This is a genomic window from Campylobacter concisus (assembly GCF_050447505.1).
Taxonomy (GTDB): Bacteria; Campylobacterota; Campylobacteria; order Campylobacterales; family Campylobacteraceae; genus Campylobacter_A; species Campylobacter_A concisus_BP.
In genome coordinates this window covers 1,138,238-1,162,720 of sequence record NZ_JALMFZ010000001.1, presented here as the reverse complement: position 1 = coordinate 1,162,720, position 24,483 = coordinate 1,138,238, and the positions used below count along the sequence as shown (strand labels likewise).

General features: G+C 40.1%; 16 protein-coding genes and 1 tRNA gene. 9 read left to right on the top strand and 8 right to left on the bottom strand.

Annotated elements, in window-relative coordinates; all coding sequences use genetic code 11:
- Positions 1 to 50: 50 nt before the first annotated feature.
- The 3 genes from MTT09_RS05810 to murA all read right to left on the bottom strand — a co-directional run bounded on the left by MTT09_RS05810 (position 51) and on the right by murA (position 2,607).
- Positions 51 to 125 (bottom strand) — tRNA-Gly (locus tag MTT09_RS05810).
- Positions 126 to 175: 50 nt separating this feature from the next.
- Positions 176 to 1,336, bottom strand: a complete 1,161-nt coding sequence (locus MTT09_RS05805; RefSeq protein WP_429803090.1) for a molybdopterin molybdotransferase MoeA — start codon at positions 1,334 to 1,336, stop codon at positions 176 to 178.
- Between the two features lie 2 nt (positions 1,337 to 1,338).
- On the bottom strand, positions 1,339 to 2,607 hold the full coding sequence (murA, locus tag MTT09_RS05800; protein WP_103589679.1) for a UDP-N-acetylglucosamine 1-carboxyvinyltransferase: 1,269 nt from the start codon (positions 2,605 to 2,607) through the stop codon (positions 1,339 to 1,341).
- A gap of 138 nt (positions 2,608 to 2,745) precedes the next feature.
- Between murA and MTT09_RS05795 the strand changes: the two genes are divergently transcribed.
- The 4 genes from MTT09_RS05795 to MTT09_RS05780 are packed head-to-tail and all read left to right on the top strand — an operon-like array spanning position 2,746 to position 5,278.
- On the top strand, positions 2,746 to 3,426 hold the full coding sequence (locus MTT09_RS05795) for an NlpC/P60 family protein (RefSeq protein ID WP_103605644.1): 681 nt from the start codon (positions 2,746 to 2,748) through the stop codon (positions 3,424 to 3,426).
- Positions 3,410 to 3,985 (top strand): rhomboid family intramembrane serine protease, encoded by a 576-nt coding sequence (locus tag MTT09_RS05790; protein ID WP_429803088.1) that lies wholly within the window; start codon positions 3,410 to 3,412, stop codon positions 3,983 to 3,985. The genes MTT09_RS05795 and MTT09_RS05790 overlap by 17 nt, the downstream gene beginning before the upstream one ends.
- On the top strand, positions 3,972 to 4,784 hold the full coding sequence (locus MTT09_RS05785; protein ID WP_429803086.1) for a ferritin-like domain-containing protein: 813 nt from the start codon (positions 3,972 to 3,974) through the stop codon (positions 4,782 to 4,784). The genes MTT09_RS05790 and MTT09_RS05785 overlap by 14 nt, the downstream gene beginning before the upstream one ends.
- Positions 4,781 to 5,278 (top strand): SixA phosphatase family protein, encoded by a 498-nt coding sequence (locus tag MTT09_RS05780; protein WP_021086783.1) that lies wholly within the window; start codon positions 4,781 to 4,783, stop codon positions 5,276 to 5,278. The genes MTT09_RS05785 and MTT09_RS05780 overlap by 4 nt, the downstream gene beginning before the upstream one ends.
- Before the next feature lie 873 nt (positions 5,279 to 6,151).
- Here the strand turns inward: MTT09_RS05780 and MTT09_RS05775 are convergent.
- The 5 genes from MTT09_RS05775 to MTT09_RS05755 are packed head-to-tail and all read right to left on the bottom strand — an operon-like array spanning position 6,152 to position 13,244.
- The gene (locus MTT09_RS05775) at positions 6,152 to 6,679 is read right to left on the bottom strand and encodes a flagellar protein (RefSeq protein ID WP_429803084.1); all 528 of its coding nucleotides are present in this window, start codon (positions 6,677 to 6,679) and stop codon (positions 6,152 to 6,154) included.
- 4 nt (positions 6,680 to 6,683) lie between these two features.
- Complete coding sequence (locus MTT09_RS05770) at positions 6,684 to 8,030, bottom strand: TolC family protein (protein WP_429803082.1); 1,347 nt, start codon at positions 8,028 to 8,030, stop codon at positions 6,684 to 6,686.
- 1 nt (position 8,031) lies between these two features.
- A complete protein-coding gene (locus MTT09_RS05765) occupies positions 8,032 to 9,960 on the bottom strand; it encodes a MacB family efflux pump subunit (protein WP_429803080.1) in 1,929 nt (642 codons plus the stop codon).
- Positions 9,961 to 11,157 (bottom strand): efflux RND transporter periplasmic adaptor subunit, encoded by a 1,197-nt coding sequence (locus MTT09_RS05760; RefSeq protein WP_429803078.1) that lies wholly within the window; start codon positions 11,155 to 11,157, stop codon positions 9,961 to 9,963. It abuts the gene before it with no gap.
- Between the two features lie 53 nt (positions 11,158 to 11,210).
- A complete protein-coding gene (locus MTT09_RS05755; protein ID WP_429803076.1) occupies positions 11,211 to 13,244 on the bottom strand; it encodes an ATP-dependent helicase in 2,034 nt (677 codons plus the stop codon).
- Between the two features lie 65 nt (positions 13,245 to 13,309).
- Between MTT09_RS05755 and pbpC the strand changes: the two genes are divergently transcribed.
- The 5 genes from pbpC to MTT09_RS05730 all read left to right on the top strand — a co-directional run bounded on the left by pbpC (position 13,310) and on the right by MTT09_RS05730 (position 24,478).
- Entirely contained in the window at positions 13,310 to 15,478 is a 2,169-nt protein-coding gene (gene pbpC, locus MTT09_RS05750) for a penicillin-binding protein 1C (protein ID WP_429803074.1), read from the top strand.
- Between the two features lies 1 nt (position 15,479).
- Positions 15,480 to 20,603 carry an alpha-2-macroglobulin family protein gene (locus MTT09_RS05745; protein WP_429803072.1) on the top strand — a complete coding sequence of 1,708 codons (5,124 nt, stop codon included), beginning with the start codon at positions 15,480 to 15,482 and terminating at the stop codon, positions 20,601 to 20,603.
- A gap of 119 nt (positions 20,604 to 20,722) precedes the next feature.
- Entirely contained in the window at positions 20,723 to 23,344 is a 2,622-nt protein-coding gene (locus tag MTT09_RS05740) for a valine--tRNA ligase (RefSeq protein WP_429803070.1), read from the top strand.
- A gap of 22 nt (positions 23,345 to 23,366) precedes the next feature.
- Positions 23,367 to 23,495, top strand: coding sequence for a hypothetical protein (locus MTT09_RS05735; protein ID WP_262974797.1), 129 nt, complete (start codon positions 23,367 to 23,369; stop codon positions 23,493 to 23,495).
- Entirely contained in the window at positions 23,492 to 24,478 is a 987-nt protein-coding gene (locus MTT09_RS05730) for a diaminopimelate dehydrogenase (protein WP_149700359.1), read from the top strand. The genes MTT09_RS05735 and MTT09_RS05730 overlap by 4 nt, the downstream gene beginning before the upstream one ends.
- Positions 24,479 to 24,483: the final 5 nt, after the last annotated feature.

The following is a 24,483-nucleotide window of genomic DNA, read 5'->3' as shown; positions in this document are numbered from 1 at the left end:
TTCATTTGCTAAAAGTTTTGTGGAAAATAAAAAAATGAGTATAAAAAAGATGGAGCGGGAAACGAGATTCGAACTCGCGACCCCAACCTTGGCAAGGTTGTGCTCTACCCCTGAGCTATTCCCGCAATCAAAATGAAGTCCGCATTTTATCAGATTGTTTTTCATTTGTCAAGGATTATGGAAGTTTTATAAGTGAAATTTCACTATTTTGTAAAATTTCACCTTGATCAGGGCTAGTTATCAACACAAAATCACTCTTTAATATATGATTTATCATGCCTGAGCCATATTTTCCGCCGTCAGTTGCTATAAATTTGCCATCAGTTATATTGCCAAAAACCGCATTTGCTCTACCTGATTTTACCTTTAAATTTTCGCTATTTATAGCTTTTTGTGTCACAAAACACTCACTTTTTAGAAGTGGCAAAACAAGCATCATCGTGCAAAGATAAGCAGCCATAGGATTGCCAGGCAAGATAAAAACAAGCCTGCCATCTTTTTCATAAGCCTTGCAAGGTCTGCCAGGTCTTATGTCAAGGTGTGAGAAAATTTCGTTGTATCCAAGCTCGCTTAGGGCTATCTTCATAAAGTCAGCCTCACCAGCGCTGGCTCCACCAGAGCAGATAACGATATCGTAGTTTGCAGCGTTTAAAAATGCCTGCTTTACAGCATTTAACTCATCTTTTATGATGCCAAGATATGAGCTTTTTTGACCGATTGAGCTAAGAAGTGCAGCTATGCCAAGTGCGTTTGCGTTGTAAATTTCATCCTCGCTCGCTCTTTGCCAAGGCTCGATGATTTCGTTGCCGCTTGAGTAAATTCCAACACTAGGCTGCTTTTTCACATCTATAAAGCTTATGCCCTGAGCTGCTAGCATCATCACGCTTCTTGTGTTTAAAATTTCGCCACTCTTTAGTAAAATCTCACCAACCTTTGTCTCTTCGCCTTTAAAGCGGTAAGCCTCGCCTTTTTTAAGCTTGGCTGGCGCTTTTACAAACTCGCCCTCAACGACGCAGTCTTCAAATCTCATGACCGTGTCAGAGCCTTTTGGCATCTTTGCGCCTGTCATTATCTTCACGCACTCGTTTTTGCCGATAGCTAGCTGCTCTTTATCGCCTGCAAAGGCACTTGCGATTATCTTATAAGGTTCATCTTTTTCATCAAATTTAACAGCAAATCCATCAAGCGCTGAGTTATCAAAGCAGGGCAGGTCTTTGACGGCTATCACGTCATTTGCCAAGGTTTTGCCAAGAGCCTCGCTAATGGGTAAAATTTCGCTCTCATTTTTTGGTTTAAATTTAGCTTTTAAAGCCTCAAGTGCGTCATTTACTAGCATTTTTACTCCTCAAGCCTAACTATTTTTGCCCCAAGGCTTTTGAATTTCTCCTCCAGTCTCTCATAACCTCTATCAAGGTGGTAAATTCTATGCACCAAACTCTCGCCATTTGCGATGAGAGCTGCCAGTATCAGCGCTGAGCTTGCTCTAAGGTCAGTCGCCATGACATCAGCTGCATTTAAATTTGCAGGGGCATAAACGCTTGCGATGTGACCGTTTAAGCGGATATCTGCGCCCATTCTAGCTAGCTCACTAACGTGCATAAAGCGGTTTTCAAAAAGCCTCTCATCTATCGTGCTAACACCATTTGCCGCAAGACAAAGCGCCATAAACTGAGCCTGCATATCGGTTGGAAAGCCTGGATATTCAGTCGTTCTTATCTCGACTGGTTTTATCTCATTTGCCGGCAAAATCGTGATCTTATCGCCGTCTATTTCGATGCCAAAGCCCATCTCTTCAAATTTATTTAAAATGGCTGTCATGTGCGCAGCATTCGCCCTTGTGACTGAAATTTTGCTATTTGTGATAGCTCCAGCGCAAAGGTATGTGCCAGCCTCGATCCTATCAGGGATGACTTCGATATCGCAAATTTCAAGCAGTTTTTGACCGCTACCAGTGATCTTTAGCTCGCTCGTGCCTATGCCTTCGATCTTAACGCCACTTCTTGCTAAAATTTCACAAATTTGCACCACTTCAGGCTCAAGTGCGACGTTAAAAAGCTCTGTCGTGCCATGCGCTAGAGCTGCTGCCATGATGATGTTTTCACTGCCAGTTACGGTGATCTTATCAAAAACTATCTTTGCGCCTTTTAGGCCATTTGGCGCGGTTGCGACGACGTAGCCTTGTTTTATCTCGATATTTGCGCCCATTTTTTCAAGTGCGCTTAGGTGCAGATCAATAGGTCTTTGTCCGATCGCACAGCCTCCAGGCAGACTCACTTCGCAGTGACCAAAGCGCGCTAGAAGCGGTCCAAGTGTCAATATAGAAGCGCGCATCTTTCTAACGATATCGTAGTTTGCCGTGGTCGAATTTACGCTGCTTGTGTCGATACTTAGTGAGTTCTCATCTTTAAATTCACACTTTGCACCAAGATTAACTAGCAACTGGCAAAGCGTCTTTATGTCAGCGACATTTGGGATATTTGTTAAATTTATCTTATTTTTAGCAAGTAGGGTTAAGGCGATGATAGGTAGGGCGGCATTTTTAGCTCCGCTGATCTTTACTTCGCCGCTTAATTTGGCATTGCCTTCTATTTTTAGATAGTGCATCATTATTTTTTGCCTTAAGAAAATATATTTTTTGCCGATTATATTGTTTTTAAACTTAGAGTAAAGAAAACAGGGCGCTATTTTCGCTTTATTTACATTTAAGAGTTAAAATTACGAAAATTAATTATTTTGGATAAAAATATGTTAAGTTTAATAAATAAAAGAATATTTTTTGCACTCTGCATTGCACTTTTTACAGGTTGTTCTTTCACCTCAAATGAGCCTAAAATCCCACAAAATGACTACAATCAAACCGCCTCTACAAACGAAGACTTTAGCAGGCAAACTTCAAGTGAGCTTTTAGACGAAGATGACGGCAGAGCAGATAAAGAATTTGGTTCATTTTTTAAAAAATACTTAAATACTAGAGCAGGGGGCGACTGCTCAGGCTTCGTCTCTATCGTAAATGCAAAATATAAAAATATGTATTTTGATGAAAAAACTATCAATAACTACTACAGCAAGGGTGGCAGAAAGTCAAAAGCCATCTACAACTTCTATGAAAGCCAAAATTTAATCACTCATAAAAATCCAAAAAAAGGCGATCTTATCTTCTTTTCAAACACTCTTGGCAAAGGCATACAAAAAAATAAAGACAAGAAAAACGTCACTCACGTTGGTATCGTGACAGCCATACTTCCAGACGAGACGGTCAAATTTATCCACAACTCTGGCGGCAAGATAATCCACAGCTATATGAATTTAAAACAAAAAAACACGCACCTAAAGGGCGACAAAGAGATAAATAGCTACGTTGTAAGGTGCTCAAACGCTAGCTGCCTAGCGGCAAACAGATTTGCTGGATATGGCAAAGCTAAGTAGCCCAGCTACATTTGCGCTTATCCTTTTAAATTTAGCTGCATTTTTTGGTGTCACCTTTTTGCACTCGCGTGAGCTATGGCTTGCGCTTGGCTTAAATATCTATTTTTTAGAAAAACTCTATATATTTCAGCCCCTCACATCTATCTTTATACACGCAGGTGCAGGTCACTTGCTTATGAATATGCTCTTTTTATATCAAGTTGGCACGATGAGCGAGCTATATCTTGGCACGAAAAAATTTATCATTTTTTATATCGTTGGCGGCGTTTTGACGCAAATTTTAAGCTTTATTTATATATATTTTGCATTTGAAAATGAGAAATTTATAAATTTAGTCGGTGCAAGCGGCGCTTTGTGTATGCTCTTTGGCATGCTAGCGACCTCGGTGCTTTACTCAGACAAAAAGGCGTGGTTTGGCTACTTTGCCATCGTTGTTGCCATGAGCTTTTTGCCGCTACTTATGGGCATAAATGTCGCATGGTACGCGCACTTTATAGGCTGGGCTGTCGGCTGTTTGTACGCTAAATTTTACTTAAAGAGAGCAGATGAGATTTTTTGATGAGATCTGGGACATTTTAAACGAGGGCGACGTGGAGCTTAAATTTTTAAAATTTGAGCTGTTTTACGAGAAATTTAGATCAAATTTGGATATTTGTTTTGATGAAATTTCTGCGCCAAATGAGCTAACTACCCCGTGCTACGCTAAATTTTGCGACGTTGTTAGCATGAAAGAGCTAAACAAAAAGGTAAAGCCAAAAGATAAAAACCTAAATTTCATCCACTCGGTCACTCACATAGAATTTAGCGCTATCGACATCGCGCTTGATGCTTGTTATAGATTTAGAGGGCTACCAAGGGAGTTTTACGAGGACTGGCTGGAGGTGGCTGAGGATGAGATCAGGCACTTTTGCATGATAGAAAATTTACTCACAAAGCAGGGCGGCAGATACGGCGAGCTAAGTGTGCATGATGGCCTATTTATCGCACTTCAAAAGACTTCAGATAGGCTTACTAGCCGCATGGCACTACTGCCAAGATATATGGAGGCAAACGGGCTTGATGCAAACGCTCACATCATCAAAAGACTAGAAGCTGAGGGCGGGCAAGAAGAGCTAATAGAGTGCCTAAAAGTTATCTTAAAAGAGGAAGTTTCTCACGTTTATAAGGGTGATAAGTGGTTTAAATTTGCCTGCAAAAAAGAGGGCGTCGATGAGAAAAGCTACTTTGACATCATCTTAAATTTATATCCAAATTCATTTAAAAGCATTAGAGAGATCAACGAAAAGGACCGCTTAAAGGCTGGATTTAGTAAGGAAGAGCTTAATTGGATAAAGAATTTCTCAAAGAATAGATCATGAGCAAAATTTATTTCATAAGGCACGCAAAAGCAGTTGATGAGAACAAAGACGGCGCAAAAGACGCTTCAAGAGAGCTTAGCCCAAAAGGAAAAGAGGACGCTAAATTTATGGCTAGCAGGCTAAAAATGTATGACGTGATGCCTGGAGCTATCTTTTCAAGTAGCGCAAAAAGATGCGAGCAAACAGCAAAAATCATCGCTAAAACTTTAAAATTTAAAGAAAAATCCATAGAGATAAAAGACGAGCTTTACGACATAAGCTTTGAGGATCTTTTGGAGTTTGTAAGAAATTTAGATGAAAATTTAGATGAAATTTTCATCATCACGCACAATCCAAGCATAACTGAAATTTGCGAATATCTAAGTGACTCATCGATCGATAATATCCCAACTTCAGGCATTTTTTGCATAGAGTTTGAGTCTGAATTTAAAGAGCTAAAAGAGGGCAGTGCAAAAGCTCTGTTTTTTGACCACCCAAAGAAACATCAAAGATAAGTTTTATTAAAAATCCGCAAATTTATTCATTGCAATTTGACAGACACAAAGGACATCTGTTTATTTGATTTTTCAAATGCAAGTTTTACTTTTGAACCAAAAATCATTTTCTATTTTTAAAATTTATCACTCCAGTTTTTAAAATTTAACCATTTCAAGTTCAAACCGCCAAGCATAAAAGCAAATTTAAAATCAACCATAATTGCAATACTAAAATATGACAAAAGGTAAAATACAAGATATTTTATATATTTTGTATTGAAAACTGTAATTTTCAAATTGATATTTTAAAATCTTTATTCTGCTTTTTTGAAAGTTTTAAATGGCTAAATTTGGCTATGTTTTGCATTTTATCTTTTGTGTGATCTAAAATTATCCATTAAATTTGGTGTAAAAAAATTTGTAAGAAAATGAGTTAAATTTTACACTTTTCAAAAATTGTGAAATTTGCATTTATCTTATACATAACTTAAAATTTGATCTACCCTATTTTGAAAAATGTGAGCAAGAGCTATCTTTGGAGTTTGTGGTTCTTGCTTTTAAACGCAGAGCGCCGACCTTGCAAAAGCTGCGATAAATGTAAATAAAGCGCTCGCTTGAGATGGTATTTTGGAGACAAATTTAATCACAAGCTTTTTAAAAAGCTGATAAGGCGATCTTGTGAATGCTAAATTTAAGAGCAGCATAAAATAAGAATAGTGCGTGGTATTTTGTTTTTGTGCGCCAAATATTGAAATTGCGTGTAAAATTTTGAGAAAGGAGTTAAATTTGCTATTAACGCAACTATAAAACTAAATTTTGTTTTTTGTATGTTAAATAGTTATATTTTGCGTTAAATTTTAGATTTGTGAGTGCAAATTTAAGAGCTAGTAGCTAAATTTTGCAAATGTAGATATGAAAGCTATTTTTTAAGTTAATTAAATCAAAAAGTGTGCGGATATCTAGTGTGTAGTTTTTAGGCATAAAGATCGGTGAGTCTAAAATTTCAAGCAAGCCATCATCAAATGAGAGAAATTCCACTACTCTTTTGCGTTTGTTGTCAGTTTTTATGCTCATATCGGCTAGGCGAAGTATCTTTACGATCTGCATTTTATCTGCTGTCCATTCAGAAAAAGCTAGAAATTTAGAGTCGTCTGAAAACAAAAAGCAAGCTGTTGCCCTGTCGCTAAGTAAAATTTGATGTGCGTTGCTATCTTTGACTAAATTTTGATCCAAATTTGATAGTCTTTTTTCGTGGTTTGAAGGCTTATTTTTTAAATTTAGACAGTGCTCGCTATTTACAAAAAGCCGTAGCTCGCCAATGGTTGGAGCGCCCATAGCGACCTCGCAACCTTCAAATTTGGCACCAAATTTATCATCCTTGCTGCATGCGTTTGCCTCGTAGTCCCAAGCTGAGCTCATAAATTTACCTATTAAATTTACCTGCCATGGCTTTGTAGATATTTAGCTCATCTTGTAAAAGTGTGTATTTTGCTTTTAGTAACCCTATTTTGGCCTCCAGCTCGCTGTTTTTCGCCTCTAAAAACTGCTTTAGCTCGACTTTGCCGTAGGAGTATTTTAGCTCGTAAATTTTTGAAATTTCTTCGTAGTTTTTTATCTGCTCTTGGTAGTTTGTAAGTAGTGCTTCGTCATTTAAGTAGCCTTTGTAAAATGCGTCTATCTCGTTTAATGCGCTATTTAGAGTGCTTATATAGTTTAGCTTTGCAAGCTCGAAATTCGCCTCGCTAACCTTTAAATTTGACTTTAGCTTGTGGTAGTTTAAAAATGGCAAATTCAAAGCGATGTTGCCATTTAGAAATTTAAGGCTAAAGGCTTCCTCTTTTTTGTTGGTGCTGCTTTTGAGGCTAGCTCCTAGCGTGATGCTTGGATAAAACTCTTTTTGGCTCACTTTGTAGTTTAAGATGCCCTCTTCTATGCGGAAAATGGCCGCTCTTAGATCAGGTCGGTTTGCTATGGCGCTTGTTGGCACATCTAGATCAACGCCCACTCTTTTAACGGGACTTAGCGTGAGACCTTCAAATTTAAGCTCAAATTCTGGCCTCTCATTTAGCAAAATCCTAAGCGTTTTTTTAGCACTCACAAGCTCTTTTTTGGCACTTTCTATCTTATTTTGAGCGCTTAAGAGCTGCGAGTTTATCTGTTTTAGACTTAGCGCCTCCTCTTTGCCAAGCTTAAATTTAAGCCCAACTATCTCATTTAGCTTGTTATAAATTTCTAAAATTTGCTCATAGGTTTTTATGCTCTCGTTTAGATATAAAATTTGAAAATAGACGTCTGCCACGGAGTTTATCACGCTTAGTTTGCCAGCTTCCAGATCAAATTTAGTAGCATCTGCTTCAAACATCGCTGCGTCTTTGCTGTTTGCTAGCTTTTGCCAAAGGTCAAGCTCGTAGCTAAGCCCTATGCTTGAGCCAAAACTTCTAGTGACCGCACCGCCCTCTTTTATATTTTTGCTACTTCCAGCCTCAAAACCAGCATTAAAGCTTGGGATCAAATTTGCCTGCAAAACACCAGCTTGAGCGAGTGCTTTATTTACATTTACCGCAGCTTTTGCAAGGTCGGTATTGTTTTTAAGAGCAAGTTCTACAAGCTCATCAAGGTAGCTTTGCTTATACTGCTTCCACCAAGAAGTGTCTAAATTTAGCTCACGGCTAGCGTTATCTTCAAGTAAAATTTGCTTATAGTTTTCATCTATATTTTTAACAGCGCAGCCGCTTAAAACGAGCACTAAAGCTAGGCTTAGAAATTTCATATTACTCCCTTGAAAGCGCATCTATTGGATTTAGTTTTGAGGCATTTTTAGCTGGCATGTAGCCAAAGATGATGCCAATAGCCATCGACGTGACAAGCGCAAGCACGATCGAGCCGTTTGAAAAGATCATGCTAAAGCCGTTTAAGAAGTTGTTAAAGATGTAGCCAATAGCGTAGGATAGGACGATGCCGATGGCTCCGCCGATAAGGCAAAGTAGCACCGCCTCTATCAAAAACTGCTGCAAAATGTTGCTCTGTCTAGCACCTATCGCCATTTTTATGCCTATCTCTTTGGTGCGCTCGGTGACTGAGACTAGCATGATGTTCATGACGCCTATGCCCCCAACTACGAGCGAGACGACGGCGATGCTTGAGATGAGCAGACGCATGGTCGAGATGGTCTCTTCGATCGTTTGCTTGATGCTGTCTGAGTTTCTTGTAAAAAAGTCCTTTTTGCCGTGCTTGATCTCTAAAAGCTCGGTTAGTGTTTTTTCGGCGATTTGCGCATTGACGCCCTCATTTACTTTGGCGGTGACCGAGCTTATAAATTTATCCCCTGTGACCTTGTTTAGCACGGTCGTGTATGGAGCGTAAATTTTAAGCGTGCTTGAATCGCCCATCTTAAAATCATCCTTTTGCAAAACGCCGATAATGCGAAGTGGCTTTTTGTTAAAAAGTATGATCTTGCCGATAGGATCATCATTTTTAAAGATGCTATTTTTAGTGTTTTGATCGATTAGTGCGACTGAAGCTGAGTTTAAAACCTCGTCATCATCGTAAATTCTGCCCTCTTCTAGCTTTAGCCCATTTACGTCAAAGCTCCCTACTCCGCCACCTTTTAGGCTCGCACTTAGCGAGATATTTTCATAGGTTAGCACGCCTGAAGTGCTTGTATTTGGCGTGACAGAGTCTAGAAAGGACTGCTTGGAAAGCATGTTTGCGTCGCTTATGGAGAGCGTTTTGACCTTGCCTGAGAGCATATCGCCAAAGCCTTTACCTGGCATGATGTCGATCGTATTTGTGCCGATCTTTCTGATGCCAGCTAAAATTTGCTCCTGCGAGCCTTTGCCAAGGGCAACGACGCTAATGACTGCTGTGATACCTATAATAATGCCAAGCATCGTTAAAAGCGATCTTAGTTTGTGCGCTAGCATCGCATTTACCGACATTTTAAAGCTCTCAATTAGCTGGTCTTTATAGTAGGTAAATTTGCTCTTTTCTGGCTGGGTTTGCTTGCTAGCCTCGTAAATTTCGCTATTTTTAACATTGTCACTTACGATGTTGCCATCTTTTATCTCGATCACACGGCTTGCATACTCTGCGATCTTTGGGTCGTGCGTGACGATGATAATGGTGTGGCCTTTTTTGTAAAGATCAACTAAAATTTCCATCACCCTAAGCCCACTTTTGCTATCAAGCGCACCTGTTGGCTCGTCTGCTAAAATGATCTCGCCGCCATTCATCAGCGCCCTTGCTATGGAGACCCTTTGCTGCTGTCCGCCTGAGAGTTTGTTTGGTAAATTTTTCGCCTTTTCGCTAAGTCCAAGTGAGCCAAGAAGCTCATTAGCTCTTTTTTCTCGCTCGCTCTTATTTGCGCCTGCGTAGATGCTTGGCAGCGCTACGTTTTCAAGGGCATTCATCGTGCTAAGCAGGTTGTATCTTTGAAAGATAAAGCCAAATTTATCTCGCCTAAGTTTAGCAAGTGCGTCGCTATCAAATTTTGATATATCTTTGCCGTCCAGCAGGTACTGCCCGCCACTTGGGCTATCTAAGCAGCCAAGGATATTCATCAGGGTTGATTTACCAGAGCCAGACTGACCGATGATAGCTATAAACTCGCCCTTTTTTATCTCTAAATTTATGCCATGCAGGATCTCTATCTCATTGTCACCCAGCTTAAAGCTTTTAGTGATGTTTTTTAGGCTTATCACTTAAAACTTCTTATGTTCTTTTGCGATCATCTTAGCGATCTCGCTTGATGAGCCTTGAGATGTGATGATCTCATCGCCCTCGTTTATGCCGCTAATGATCTGCGTATCGAGGTTGTCTTTTATGCCAGTTTTGACCACTGTTTTTACTGGCTTGCCATCTTTTAGCAGATAGACAAAAGTGCCGTTTTCATCTTTTTTGATGCCTATGCTTGGCACGATAATGGCGCCCTCGACGTTTGCTATTAAAAGCTCGTTTTGTGTGGTCATACCTATTCTTAAAATTCCATCTTTATTATCAACGATGCTTTGTGCGTAGTAATAAACCGCCGAGCTGCTGCTTGAGCTACTTGAGTATGAAGACTTACTGCTGCTACTTGAGCCGTAGCTGCCATCACTTAACGTGGTAAGCCCCGGGTCGATCGAGCTAACAGTTGTTTGAAATTTCTTCGTTGGCTCAGAGAGGATCGAGTATTCAACTGGCGTGCCGACTTTGATCTTTGTGATGTCGCCCTCTGCTATTTGCATCTTCATCTTTACATGGCTAAGATCGGCGATATTTACGATAGTTGGCGTAGTTTGGTTGGCATTTACAGTTTGACCCTCTTCTACCTGCACGCTTACAACGGTGCCATCTCTTGGAGCGGTGATCTTTGTGTAGCCTAAATTTATCTTAGCGGTGCTTAGCTCGATATTTGTCTGCTTGATCTGCGCTTCAAGCTCTTTTATCTTGGCGCTATTTGCACTATATGTGTTTTTTGCACTTTCAAATTCTTGCTTTGAAGTAGCGTTTTTGGCAAAGAGTGCGTTTTCTCTATCAAACTGCGTTTTAGCGATATTTAGAGCCACTTTTGCACTTTCTAGCTGGGCTTTGTAGATGGCAAGCTGAGCCTCTTTATTGTCTATGCTATTTTGCTGGGTCGAGCTATCGATACTTGCGATCATATCGCCCTTTTTTACCTGATCTCCAAGCTTAACATATAGCTTTTTTATCTGACCGCTAACCTGAGCTCCCACGTCGATTAGCTCGGTGGCGAAAATTTCTCCAGTCGCATCGACCTTTTTGCTAAATGAGCCCTTCTTTGCCTTTTTAGTGATAAACTCCACCTTTTCATCTTTTATATTGAAAAATTTATCATAGACGAAGTATCCACCGACGCCTAAAATAAGCAGAATTATTAAAATTTTAGTTTTTTTCATCGCTTCTCTTTGTAAAAAATTGGTAAATTCTACTTCACAAGAGTAAATACTCTCTAAGCTTCCTCTTTTGCCATGCCAGCCTCTATCAAAAACCTACTTGGTTGGTAGGTCACCTTCTTTATCTTGTCGTATTTTGCATAGCTAAGATATAGCTCGTCTTTAGCCCTTGTTACTGCTACGTAAAAGAGGCGCCTCTCTTCTTCTAGGCTGCCGCCCATGCTCATTAGCTTTAAATTTGGAAAGCGGTTTTGCGCGAGATCGACGATGAAAACTTGGTCAAATTCAAGCCCCTTGCTCGCATGCACGCTAAGCAAGCTAACGCCCTGCCCTTCGCTCATCTCGTTGCTTCCAAGGGCTAAGAAATTATAAAATTTACTGATATCTTGATATTTTTTAGCTAGCTCGCTTAGCACCACGCTCTTTGCCATTATGCGCTCTTTGACCTCTTCTTTGAGCGCCAGATCGACGTTGCCATTTTTTAGAGTTGCCCTTTTTGTGCTGATGTTTTCGACGATTAACGAGTAAATTTTGCTAGTTTTTATCTCATTTATCATCGTGGCTGGCTTTGAGATATTTCTCATGCCTCTTAAAAAGTTGTAAATTTCATATAAAAACTGCGCCCCACTCTCGCTTAGCTTTTGTAGTTTTAGCACAGGGTGGCCTAGAAATTTATCGCTAAAGCCAAGCTTAGAAAACCTTGAAACCTCGGCAAATTCGTCAAGGTCGTCAAAAAGTCCTAGCTGGTAGTTTCGCCTTTTGTTTGATGAGATATTTACACTCTCATCTGGCTCAACTATCCCTTTTATCAAATTTCCATGCCCAAGCTTAAGCAGTGCGTCAAAAATTTCTTTGCTAACTGCGCTGCCAACGCCCTTTGCGTATTCGCAGATGTGGATAAATGCCATTATATCTTTTGGATTGACATAAATTCCCATGATGTCGATGAGCGCTTTGATCTCGCGGCTCTCAAAGAAGCTCACCCCGCCCTTTCGCTTTGAGCCGATGCCTCGCTCTTTTAGCGCGACCTCGATGCCGTCAGCTGATGAGTTATTTCTAAAAATTATGGCGATATTTTCTCTATTAAATGGCGAAAATGAGATGATATCAGCGATATTTTGATACTGATCAAAAAGCTCGTTATAGACAAGCAGCCTTGGAGGCTTGAAATTTCCCTCGCGGCTAACTGTGAGGTGCTTTTCATAAAGCCTTGGGTTGTTGTTTATGACCTTGTTTGCAAGGGCAAGTATGCTTGAGCTTGAGCGGTAATTTACATTTAAAGCGTAGATATTTGCGTTTGGGAAGCGATCTTTAAATGAGCCAATGATCTCGATATTTGCGCCGTTAAATGCATAGATGCTCTGGTCAAAATCGCCCACGCAAAAGAGGCTCTTTGTCTTAAATGCGTCTATTAGGCTGCCTTGAAGGGTGTTTGTATCTTGATACTCGTCGATCAAAATTTCATCATAAGCTAAATTTGCCCCATTTTTTAACTCATCACGCATTTTTATGAGAAGATCGTTAAAGTCAGCATAAGAAAATTTAGCCTTTTCAGCCTCAAACTCCTCTAAAACATCTTCATAAATTTCAGCATAAACGCCCTGCTCTTCGCTCTTCTCACTTATCCATTTGCCAAATGTTGTGCCTTGCTCGCTGTTTTGAAAGAGCGAGTAAAGATCGTATAAATAGGCTCCGCCATAAGGCTTGACGTCGCTTAAATGGTAAAATTTACGCCTCTCAACAAGACTTTTTAAAAGCGTCTTTAGCTCGCTTGGCTGCTTTAGCGTGACGCCTTTATCAAGGCTTTTTAAAAGCGAAAATGAGACCGAGTGAAAGGTGCCTGCGGTGATTTTGGAGGTGATTTGTTTGTCAAAATACCTATTTAAGCGCTCTATCATCTCGCTGGCTGCTTTGTTGGTGAAAGTTAGAAGCAAAATTTTCTCAGGCTTTACGCCTAAATTTAAAAGATGTGCGATGCGAGCGACTATGGTGCTAGTCTTGCCAGTGCCAGCTGAAGCGATGATGAGATTGTGTCCAAATGGCGCAGTTGCGGCGGTGTATTGTTCTTTGTTTAACCTAGATAAGGGCATGTCTTCCTCTTTTTTAAAAAGGTCTAATTATAGCTACTTAAACTTTAACAGCTATAATCACGCGGATGAAAAAGTTTAAATTTCTAAAATTCCTTGCCCTATTTTTGGCTTTAATAGTCGCTATTTTTTTGATACTGGATCAAATTTATCCACTAAATTTAGATGCACTTAAAAAAGACGAAGCCAAAATTTTACTTGATAAAAATGGCGAGATCATAAATATGAAGCTTAGTAGCGATGGAATTTGGAGATTTCACGAGCAAAGCTTCCCAAACTCGCTAAAACAATGCGTCATTCTCTTTGAAGATAGATACTTTTACTACCATTTTGGCGTAAATTTTGCCTCCATTTTTAGGGCATTTTTTCACAACCTAAGAAGCGACAACCGCATAGGCGCTAGCACTATCACGATGCAAGTGGCAAGAATGCTTGAGCCAAGTGATAGGAGCTATAAAAATAAGATAAAAGAAATTTTTAGAGCATTTCAGCTCGAGCTTCACTTTAGCAAGGATGAAATTTTAAATTTATACCTAAATTTAGCCCCGTATGGCGGCAATATCGAGGGTGCAAAGGCGGCAAGCTTTTTTTACTTTGGCAAGGAGCTAAATGAGCTTAGCTACGCTCAGGCCGCACTTTTAAGCACGATCCCTAAAAATCCAAATAAAAATAGACTTGACCGCGTTTCAAATATAAATGCGCTAAAAAACAGGGTTATAAAGATGCTTTACAAGGCAAATTTAATCGATCTAAGTGCGTTTAAAAGAGCGCAAGCTGAGCCATTTAAAAATGTAAGGATAAGAGCCGTCGTAAATGCTAGCGACTACGCAAATGTCGCTTTTAAAAACCAAATTTCAAAGGCGAGCTTGGATCTAAATTTACAAAAAGATATGCTTAAAATTTTAAAAGATGCGATGTTTTCGCTAAAGGCTAAAAACGCAAATAACGCAGCAGCGGTAGTCATCGACAATAAAAAAATGAGCGTTGTTGCCTTTATCGGCTCTCACGATGAGCGCGCACGCGACGGCAAAAACTCAGCCCTAAATATGAAGCGAAACACCGGCAGCACGCTAAAACCTTTTATCTACTCGCTAGCCCTTGATAGCGGGCTTATCACGCCAAACTCGCAGTTAATAGATACGCAAATTTATCTGAATGAATATGTGCCAAAGAACTTTAGTAACGACTTTTTGGGGCTTGTGAGCGCAAAAGACGCTCTAAATTTTAGCCTAAATATCCCAGTTATAAATTTAGACTTAAAACTAAAAGACAACTCGCTTTATGAGCTGCTTGAAAAGGTAAATTTAGTTGATGAAAACAAGGAATTTTACGGCTCTTCGATAGTTTTAGGTAGTGCTGAGATGAGCCTGCTTGATCTTGCGCATCTTTATACGATATACGCAAATAATGGCGTTTATAGGCCGCTTGAGTTTGCTGGCAAAAACTACAAAAATGAAGACAAAAACATAACCCTCATCTCGCCTCAAAGCGCCTATCTAACCGCTAAAATGATGAGCGAGGCCTCAAGGTCATATCTAAAAAATGCTTGGCAATACGCGCAAAACACGCCAAAGATCGCCTTTAAAACTGGCACTAGCGCAAACTCACGCGACCTTTACGCCATAGGTGTCGATGAAGACTACACGATAGCCGTCTGGGTGGGCAACTTTAACGCCGAAAAAACTGACAAGCTAACTGGGCTAAATGACGTTTCAAAGATCGTTTTTGATATGTTTAAGATCACGGCGCAAAGGCAAAATTTAGAGTTTATGAGCGAGCCAGAGGGCATCGAAAAAGTGCCAACCTGCCTTGATGCTTTTAGTTATGAAACATGCAAAAAAACGGCACTTGATGATAGGATAGTTGGAGTTAAACTGCAAGATAAGTGCGAGAGTTTAAGAGGAGAAGAGCTTGAGTTTTTGATAAAAAATGGCTTTTTAGACAAAGACGAGGTCAAAAATAGTCCTTGCGCTGAAGTTTTTAAAGACAAAAAGCCAGTCTTTGCCTATCCGTATGACGGCGAAGAGATCGTGACAGATGAAAATGTAACACAAATTATGCTAAAATGCTACGCGTTTTTAGGTGATGAAATTTACCTAAAAGTGGATGATTTGAACTTTTCTAAGATAGAAAATGCAAGTGAAAAAAGGCTAGATTTAACTCTTGGCGAGCACACTTTAAAGTGCCTTGATCAAAACTCAAATCAAAGTGAAATAACAATAAAACTAAGGAGATAAAATGCAGCAAAAAGCGCTACTTCTAGCACTTTTAGGAGCAGTAAATTTATATGCTTTAAGTCTAAATGGCAATGTCGAGGTGAAGTCGCCTTTAAGCGTGGAATTTGGGCTAGAAGATGATGTTAGCAAAAATCTCATAGGCACGCTAAGCGAGAAAAAGCTTATCTCGTGCGAGCCAGCACTAAGTGGCACGGTGAAATTTAACGCTCAAAGCTTTACGCTTTTTACAAAAGATATGCACGCAGGTGCTGAATACATCTGTAAGTTAGAAAATGGCAGCAGCGCTAGCTTTGAGACGAAAGAATTTGCGCTTGAGAAGATAGAAAAGCTCACTGATAGCAAATTTATCCTTAAATTTAATGACGAAGTTAGCGAAGAGCTTGTGAAAAAAATAGCCGTAAAAAGCGCAAGCTTTAACGCCTTGCAGCTCTCTCAAAACAGCTTTGAGCTTGATCTTGATAAAAATATAAGCGAGCCTATTTTTGAGTTTGGAGAAAATTTTGAGAGTAAATTTGGCGCTAAACTAGCAGGCGATGGCGTGGTGAAATTTAGTGAGCAAGCAAGCGATGAGAGCGTAAATATAAATGCCGAAGCTAAAAGCTTTGAGATAGCTAAAATCTATCCAACAAGCCTTGATAACGGCATCTTAGCATTTAGAATTTATCTAAAAGAGTGGCTAAGCGATGATAATAATCTAAAGAAATTTATAAAGATAAAAGGCGTAAAAAGCTTTAGCATAAGCGACGTGGCATATAAAAGTGACGATGAAAATGGCGCGCCAAATTCTGAGCTTGAGGGGTATGATTATTACATTGATATCACAAGCGATGAGTTTAAACCGCAAAATAGCTACGAGATCACGATAAAGCCAGGCTTTGGAGACGATAGAAATGTCGTAAAGGAGGCTAAAACCTATGAGGTGGTCGCTAGCAACTTCACTCCATTTGCAAATTTCACAAATGAAGAGCCTTATATCTCAAGTGTTGGAGAGATCGGCATTAGAAGTGCAAATTTACCTGAGCTAAATGTGAGCGTTGAAAAGTTAAGCGATCAAAATTTTAGATACTTTTTAAATTTCAACGACAATAGTGAAGATTTAAGCAATTTTAGCTCAAAAGTAGCAAGCAAAAGCTACAAGCTAGAAGGTGCATTAAACGAAATTTCACTAAATAAGATCAAGCTTGACTTTACAGGAGCAGGAGACGGAGTTTATAAGATAAGCTTAAACTACGGCAAAGATAAGAGCGTCGCAAAGGTCGTCTATCTAAGCGACATCGCCATAAATGCAAAGCTTGGCAAGGATGAAATTTTCGTCTTTGCAAACCGCCTTGGCGAAAACACAATGCTGCCAAACGCAAATGTAAAAATTTATGGCAAAAGAAACGAAGAGATCGCAGTTGGCGCGACAAATGACGTTGGCGTCTTTAAATTTAACAAAAAAGATATCTACAAAGAGATCTCATCAGTCGTCGTCTCACTTAGCAAAGAGCAAAATTTCCTCATCATAAAAGATGGCGAAGCTCTAAATGAGGCAAAGCTTATCAGTCAAAATCCAAGCGAGAGCATCGATGCTTACACGCATTTTGCCTCAAATATCATAAGACCAAACGAGAGCTTAAAAGGTGCTATTTATCTAAGAGATAGGGACTTTAATCCGCTTAAAAATATGCCAGTTAAGATCAAATTTATCGATCCGCAAGGCAAAAGTAGTGCTCAGATCACGCAAAATACAAATGATGTTGGCATGATAAATTTTGAAAAAGAAATTTTAAGCGATCTAAGCGGTAGATTTAACATGCAGATAATCTACGCTAGCAAAGTGATAGCAAGCGTGCCATTTTACGTCGAGAGCTTCGTGCCAAACAAGATAAAAAATGACATAGCCATAGACGCTGATAAATTCTTTGCAAACGAGCTAGTAAAGGTAAATTTAACAAGTAGCTATCTCTTTGGCGGAGCAGCTAGCGACTTAGCTGGCAGTATGCAGGTTAGCTTCTTTGATGATGAGTATAAAAATAGCGAATTTAAAGAGTATAAATTTAAAAACGACACCCTAAAAGCAGCTGCCTATCCAAGCATAGAAAATGACCTAACTCTTTCAAAAGATGGCAAATCAAGCCAGATGATAGATCTTAGCTTTAACACCAAAAACGCACCTTCAATAATAAAAGGTGTCATAAATTTCAACGTAAATGACGATGGCAAAAACGTAAGTGACGCAAAAAGCTTTACGCTCTATCCTTACAAAGATATGGTTGGCATCGCTGCTAGCACGGCATTTGCTGATCCAAACGAAGATGTAAAGATAAGAACAGTCGTTGTTGATATGCCAAGCCAAAAGGCAGTGAAGTCAAATTTAAAATTTGATATAAAACGTGTCTCATGGCAGTATCAAAGGGACGCAAACGGCTATATAAAATGGATCCAAACACTTGAAGATGTGGATAGCTTTTATAAAAATAGTGGCGAGTTTAGCTATAAATTTACGCAAAGTGGCTCATACGTCATCACTGCTACAAATTTAGTAAGTGGTGCGAGCACGAGCCTTGATATGGACGTGAGCGGCTACAACTACTCAACCCTAGCCCCTACAAAAGAGCTTAGCAAGTCTCAGATAAAACTAAACAAAAGCGTCTATAAAAAAGGCGACGAGCTAAGCGCAGACATAAGCTCAGCCATAAAAGAAGGCATCGCACTTGTCACGCTTGAAGATGCAGGTGTCAAAGCCTATAAGGTCGTCAAGATCAAAAACAACTCAGCAAACGTTAAATTTAAACTTGACTTTGACTTTAGTGGTCTTTATGTGAGTGCAAATATCTACCGCATGACTGACGCTGGGCTAACTCCGTTTAGAACCTACGGCAAGGTCTATGCAAACGGCGATAAATCTTCAAGAAAGATAGAGCTTAGCTTAGAAGCGCCAAAAAGTGCAAAGAGCGATGAAAATATCAAAATTTCACTAAAAACAAAGCCAAAAGCTTATGTAAATTTATTTATTACAGATGTTGGCGTGCTTGATATCACATCGCAAAAGCCAGCCGATCCGCTTAAGTTTTTTGACAAAATTTTACCTGATGGCGTCTTTGACTACGACATTTATAATATGCTCACAAACTACAAGGTCGAGGGCAAAACGCTAAGCTTTGGTGGTGACATGGCGGCGATGGCTGTGGCGGCGAAAATGGCAAAGCATGCAAGCCCAGTTGATAGCAAAAATGTAAAAACTTATGCAAATTTAGTGAGCCTTCAAGCGGACGACAAAGGCGAAATTTCATACGAATTTAAAACACCAAATGGCTTTAACGGCGCCATTAGAGTAGATGCTGTGGCAAATGACGCAACTGAAATGAACGCCGTAAATAGCGAGATAAAAGTAAAAGATGATGTGATTATTAAGCCAAGCGCTTTAGTTTATCTTTTAAAAGGCGATGAATTAAGCGCAAATTTAAGGCTTATAAATACAACAAATACGGACAAAAACCTTACTATAAACATCGTAACAAGCAAAAATTTAAACATCAAAACGCAAGAAAAAGCCAACCTAAAGCCGCTTGAAAACAAGGCGTTTGTGCTTAAAATTTCAGCCCTTGAAACAGGTGCTGGCGAATACAATATAACAATAAGCGACAAAAATAGCTCAAAAACGCTTCAAAATTTACTTGACGTCGTTAGCCCTTATACGATCAGCACCTACGCAAAGAGCAGCGTCTTTGACAAAGAGAGTAAAATTTCACTCCCAAAAGGCTATCACGATGTGAGTGTTGATGCGTCAAGCTCGGTCTCAAGCGTGCTTTTAGCAGCTTCAAAGAATTTAGTAGAGTATCCTTACGGATGCGCAGAGCAAAGGAGCTCAAGACTGCTTGCGCTTTTAAATTTAAAACCAAAAAATGAGCTTGAAAAAGGGGATCAAAAGAGATTTATCGTTAGCGGCATAGATGAGCTAGTTAAGATGCAAAAACCAGATGGTAGCTTTGGCTACTGGAGCGATCTAGGCGAGACAAATGCATTTGCAAGCATCTTTGCAACTGATGTTCTACTTGATCTTAGCGAGGCTGGATATGAGGTAAGCAAAGGCGTCAAACAAAATGCGCTAAACTCTCTCTTAAAATACGCAAACAACGATCTTGAGGCACTTTACGCCCTTTATGTAAGCTCACGTGCAAATATGGCTGATAGGTCAATCTTAAATAAAATTTACGACGATAAAGCCTACAATAAAACAGCACTAAGTAAATACCTAATGGCAGCAGCTCTAAAGCTAAACGGCCTAAATGACGAGTCAAAGGTTGCGCTAAAAGATATCAAAAATGTTAAAACAAGCGAGGAAAATGCATCTGATTTTAGCTCAAAAGTAAGAGATAACGCCTTTATCTTATACTTGCACGCAAAATACTTTGAGAAAAACGACTACTCAGACGACCTTGCAAATTTCTTGATAGTAAATTTAAATGAGCTAAGCTCAACGCAAGAGCGTGCATTTACGCTAAGAGCACTAAATGCCTACTTTGGCAAAGATAGCGGCGAGAAAAATAACAAATTTAAGCTTAGCTATAACGGCGAAAGTAAAGAATTTGATGGTCTTTTAAGCACGTCATTTACTACAAAAAATGGCGAATTTAGCATCACTCCACTAGGCTCAAATAAGCTTTATGCGACTATCTTAAGCTACGCTTACTTGCCGCTTGATATTAAGCATAAGATCGAGCCAAAAGAGCTTGATATCTACCGCGTTTTTGTCGATGAAAAAGGCAAAGAGCTGGGTCTTGACAGCCTAAAAGTAAATGACGTCATCTATTCAAAAGTGGTGATAAACTCAAAAACAATGGTTAAAAATGGCGTTATAAACGAGATCGTAAGTAGTTGCTTTGAGCCGATAAATGAAAATTTAAGCAACTTTAGCAAGAGCTTAAAAAACAGCTTGCAAGTTGAGTATAAAAGCATAAAAGATGACCGCGTGTTAAGCTTTTACACGCTAAGTGGCGACGAAAAAGACGCCGTGCTTTACACACCTTATCGCGTAAGACTTGGTGGTAAATGCTCACTTGGTGCAGTCACAACTGAAAATATGTACAACGAAAGACAAAATGACTACGACCTAGCCGTGAGAAGCTTTAACGTCAAATAGTCATCTAAACTTCGGGGCGTTTAACCGCCCCAAGCCCATATTTCCCCACTTTTGCAAAGATTTTTTTAAACAAATTTTAGATAACATTAAGCATTTTTTAAACGAAAGAGGATACAAAAGTGGCAGAATTTTACAATGCAAAAGAGATAGAAGATAAATTTTATAAAATTTGGGAAGAACGCGGATATTTCGAGATAGACGCAAACAAAGATATCCAAAAAGATGGACGTAAATTTTGCATTATGATGCCACCTCCAAACGTGACTGGCTCGCTTCACATCGGACACGCCCTAACCTTCACACTTCAAGATATCATGACTCGCTATAAAAGAATGGACGGCTACAAGACACTTTGGCAGCCAGGCCTCGACCACGCTGGTATCGCCACTCAAAACGTCGTTGAAAAGCAGCTTTTGGCTCAAGGGATCAAAAAAGAAGAGCTTGGACGTGAGAAATTTGTAGAAAAAGTGTGGGAGTGGAAAGAAAAAAGCGGCGGCATGATAGTTCATCAGATGCGAAAACTTGGCATCACTCCGGCTTGGTCACGCCAGAGATTTACTATGGATGAGGGCTTAAGAAAAGCTGTAAAAAAAGCCTTTGTAAATTTATACGACAAAGGGCTAATAGTCCAGAAAAACTACATGATAAATTGGTGTACGCACGATGGCGCACTCTCTGACATCGAGGTTGAGCACAAAGAAAATAAAGGCAAGCTTTATCATTTGAGATACTACTTCGCAGACAAGCCAAGCGAATTTGTTGTTGTGGCTACAACCCGTCCTGAAACATATTTCGGCGATACGGCCGTAATGGTAAATCCAAACGACGAGCGCTATAAAAAATTAATCGGCAAAAAAGTGGTGCTACCTATCATAAATAGAGAGATCGAGATCATCGCAGACGAGCACGTTGATATGGAGTTTGGAACAGGCCTTGTTAAGGTCACGCCTGCGCACGATCAAAACGACTACGAGGTAGGCAAAAAACACAACCTTGAGTTTATCACTGTATTTGATGAAAAGGGTATTTTAAACGACAAGTGCGATAAATTTGCAGGTCTTGAGAGGCTTGAGGCTAGAGATATCGTAGTAGCCGAGCTTGAAAAACTTGGCAATGTTGAAAAGATAGAAGACTACGAAAACCAAGTAGGATACTGCTACCGCTGCAAAAACGTCGTCGAGCCATACATCTCAAAGCAGTGGTTTGTCAAAAAAGAGATCGCGGACGAAGCGATACAAAAAGTCTCAGATGGCCTTGCCAAATTTTACCCACCGCACTGGATAAACAGCTTTAATGCGTGGATGAGAGAGCTAAGAGATTGGTGTATCTCACGCCAGCTTTGGTGGGGACATCAAATTCCAGTATTTTACTGCGATGATTGCGGTCATATGTGGGCTGACGAGGATGAGCCGTGCGAATGCAAAAAGTGCAAAAGCAAAAACATCCACCAAGACCCAGACGTGCTAGATACGTGGTTTAGCTCTGGTCTATGGCCATTTAGCACGCTTGGCTGGGGCAATGAAAATGAGCTAAAAAATGAAAAATGGTTTGAAGGCGACTTGGCTGAGTTTTATCCAAACAACCTTCTCATCACTGGCTTTGATATATTATTCTTCTGGGTTGCTAGGATGATGTTTCAGGGTGAAAATGCCCTTGGCAAGCTGCCATTTGACGACATCTACCTACACGCGCTTGTAAAAGATGAGTTTGGCAGAAAAATGAGTAAAAGCCTTGGCAACGTCATCGACCCACTTGATAGCATAAATGAGTATAGCGCCGATATCTTGCGCTTTACGCTGACACTTTTAGCCGTTCAAGGACGCGACATCAAGCTAAGTGACGCCAAGATGAAGCAGGTAAGAAATTTTACCAACAAGCTTTATAACGCGAGCAAATACCTAATGCTAAATGAAAGTAAATTCCCAAATTTAGAGGATATCAAGCTTGAAACAAAGCTTGGAATTTATATGAATAGCCGCTTTAACGAGTGCGTTAGAGAGGTGCGCGAAAACATCGACGCCTACCGCTTTAATGACGCGGCAAACACACTTTATAAATTCCTTTGGGATGAGTTTTGCGACTGGGGCATTGAGCTAAGCAAGGCTGATAAAGCGAGTGTAAAAGAGCTTGGAAGTATATTTAAAGAGGCGATGAAACTGCTAAATCCTTTCATGCCGTTTCTCTCAGAGTATCTATTTCAAGAGCTTAGCGGCACACAACTTGAAAATGCAAAATCAATAATGGTAATGAGCTATCCAGAGGTAAAAGAGCGAAATTTAGAGGTTGAGAAGAAATTTGAGCTAGTTATCGAGGCGATCGTGGCTATTCGCCGTGCAAAAGCTACTATCGATCTTGGCAACTCAAAGATAGCAAAAGCCTTTGTTAAATTTAATGAAAAAATAGACCTTGACGAGGTAAAAGAGTATATCAAACTGCTTGCAAAATGCGAAGAGATCGGCTTTGTAGATGAAAAAATAGAAAACTCAATAAGAGATGTAAGTGAAAATTTAGAGGCATTTGTCCCGCTTGAAGGGCTTGATATGAGTGGTATCATCACAAGGCTAAGGTCTCAAAAGACAAAGCTTGAAAAAGAGATAGCCAAACTCTCAGGCATGCTAAATAACCAAAATTTCGTGGCAAATGCGCCAAAAGATGTGATAGAGACAAACAAAGAGGCTTTGCAGAACGCTGAGGCTAAATTTAAAAAAGTATGCGAAGAGCTTGAGGCTCTTGGCGAGTAGGTTTTGCGGCAAAAGTTGAAGGGTGGCGTTTCTTTGGCAGTTTGTTGTTGTCACGCTACCTTGGGTGCTAATGTATTGTCTAACTAAAATGAAATTTATCGCCCTGCACTATCTTGCATGTAAATTTAAGAATTTAAAGGATCAAAAATGAGTGAAAAAATAAAAATAGCAGTTTTAGGATATGGAAATTTAGGTCGCGGCGTCGAGCTTGCGGCGCGAAATAGCAAGGATTTAGAGATTACGGCGGTTTTTAGCCGAAGAGATCCAAGCGAAGTAAAAACGTGTGGTGCGCCAGTTTTTAGCGTGGATGAAATTTTATCGCACAAGGGCAAATTTGACGTTTTAGTCCTTTGTGGCGGTAGCGCAACTGACCTTCCAACGCAAACGCCAGAATTTGCAAAAGAGTTTAATGTCGTCGATAGCTTTGACACACACGCAAAAATCCCAGAGCACTTTGCTGCAGTGGATGCTGCTGCTAAAAAAGGTGGCAATGTAGGTGTCATCGCTGTTGGCTGGGACCCGGGGCTATTTTCGCTAAATAGATTATTTGGCGAGAGCGTGCTTGAAAATGGCAGCAGTTACACATTTTGGGGCAAAGGCGTTAGCCAAGGCCACTCAGACGCCATACGCAGGATAAAAGGCGTAGTAGACGCTCGTCAATACACAGTGCCCATAGATAGCGCCTTGGAGCGAGTTCGCGCTGGGGAAAATCCAAATTTAACCACAAGGGAAAAACACCTGCGTGATTGCTACGTAGTGGCGCAGGACGGCGCTGATAAGGTACGTATAGAGCATGAGATAAAAACGATGCCAAACTACTTTGCCGACTACGACACGAGCGTGCATTTTATCGACCTTGAGACGCTTAAAAAAGAGCATGGCAGTATCCCACATGGGGGATTTGTGCTACGAAGCGGAGTGAGCGGAGAGCATGGCGAGAACAAACACTTGATCGAGTTTTCGCTAAAACTTGACTCAAATCCAGAATTTACAGCAAGCGTGCTAGTAGCCTATGCCAGAGCAGCATATCGCTTGGCACAAAGTGGTGAGAGTGGCGCATTTAGTGTATTTGATATAGCCCCAGCACTTCTTTCGCCAAAGAGCGCTGATGAGCTAAGGCGAGAAATTTTATAAATTTA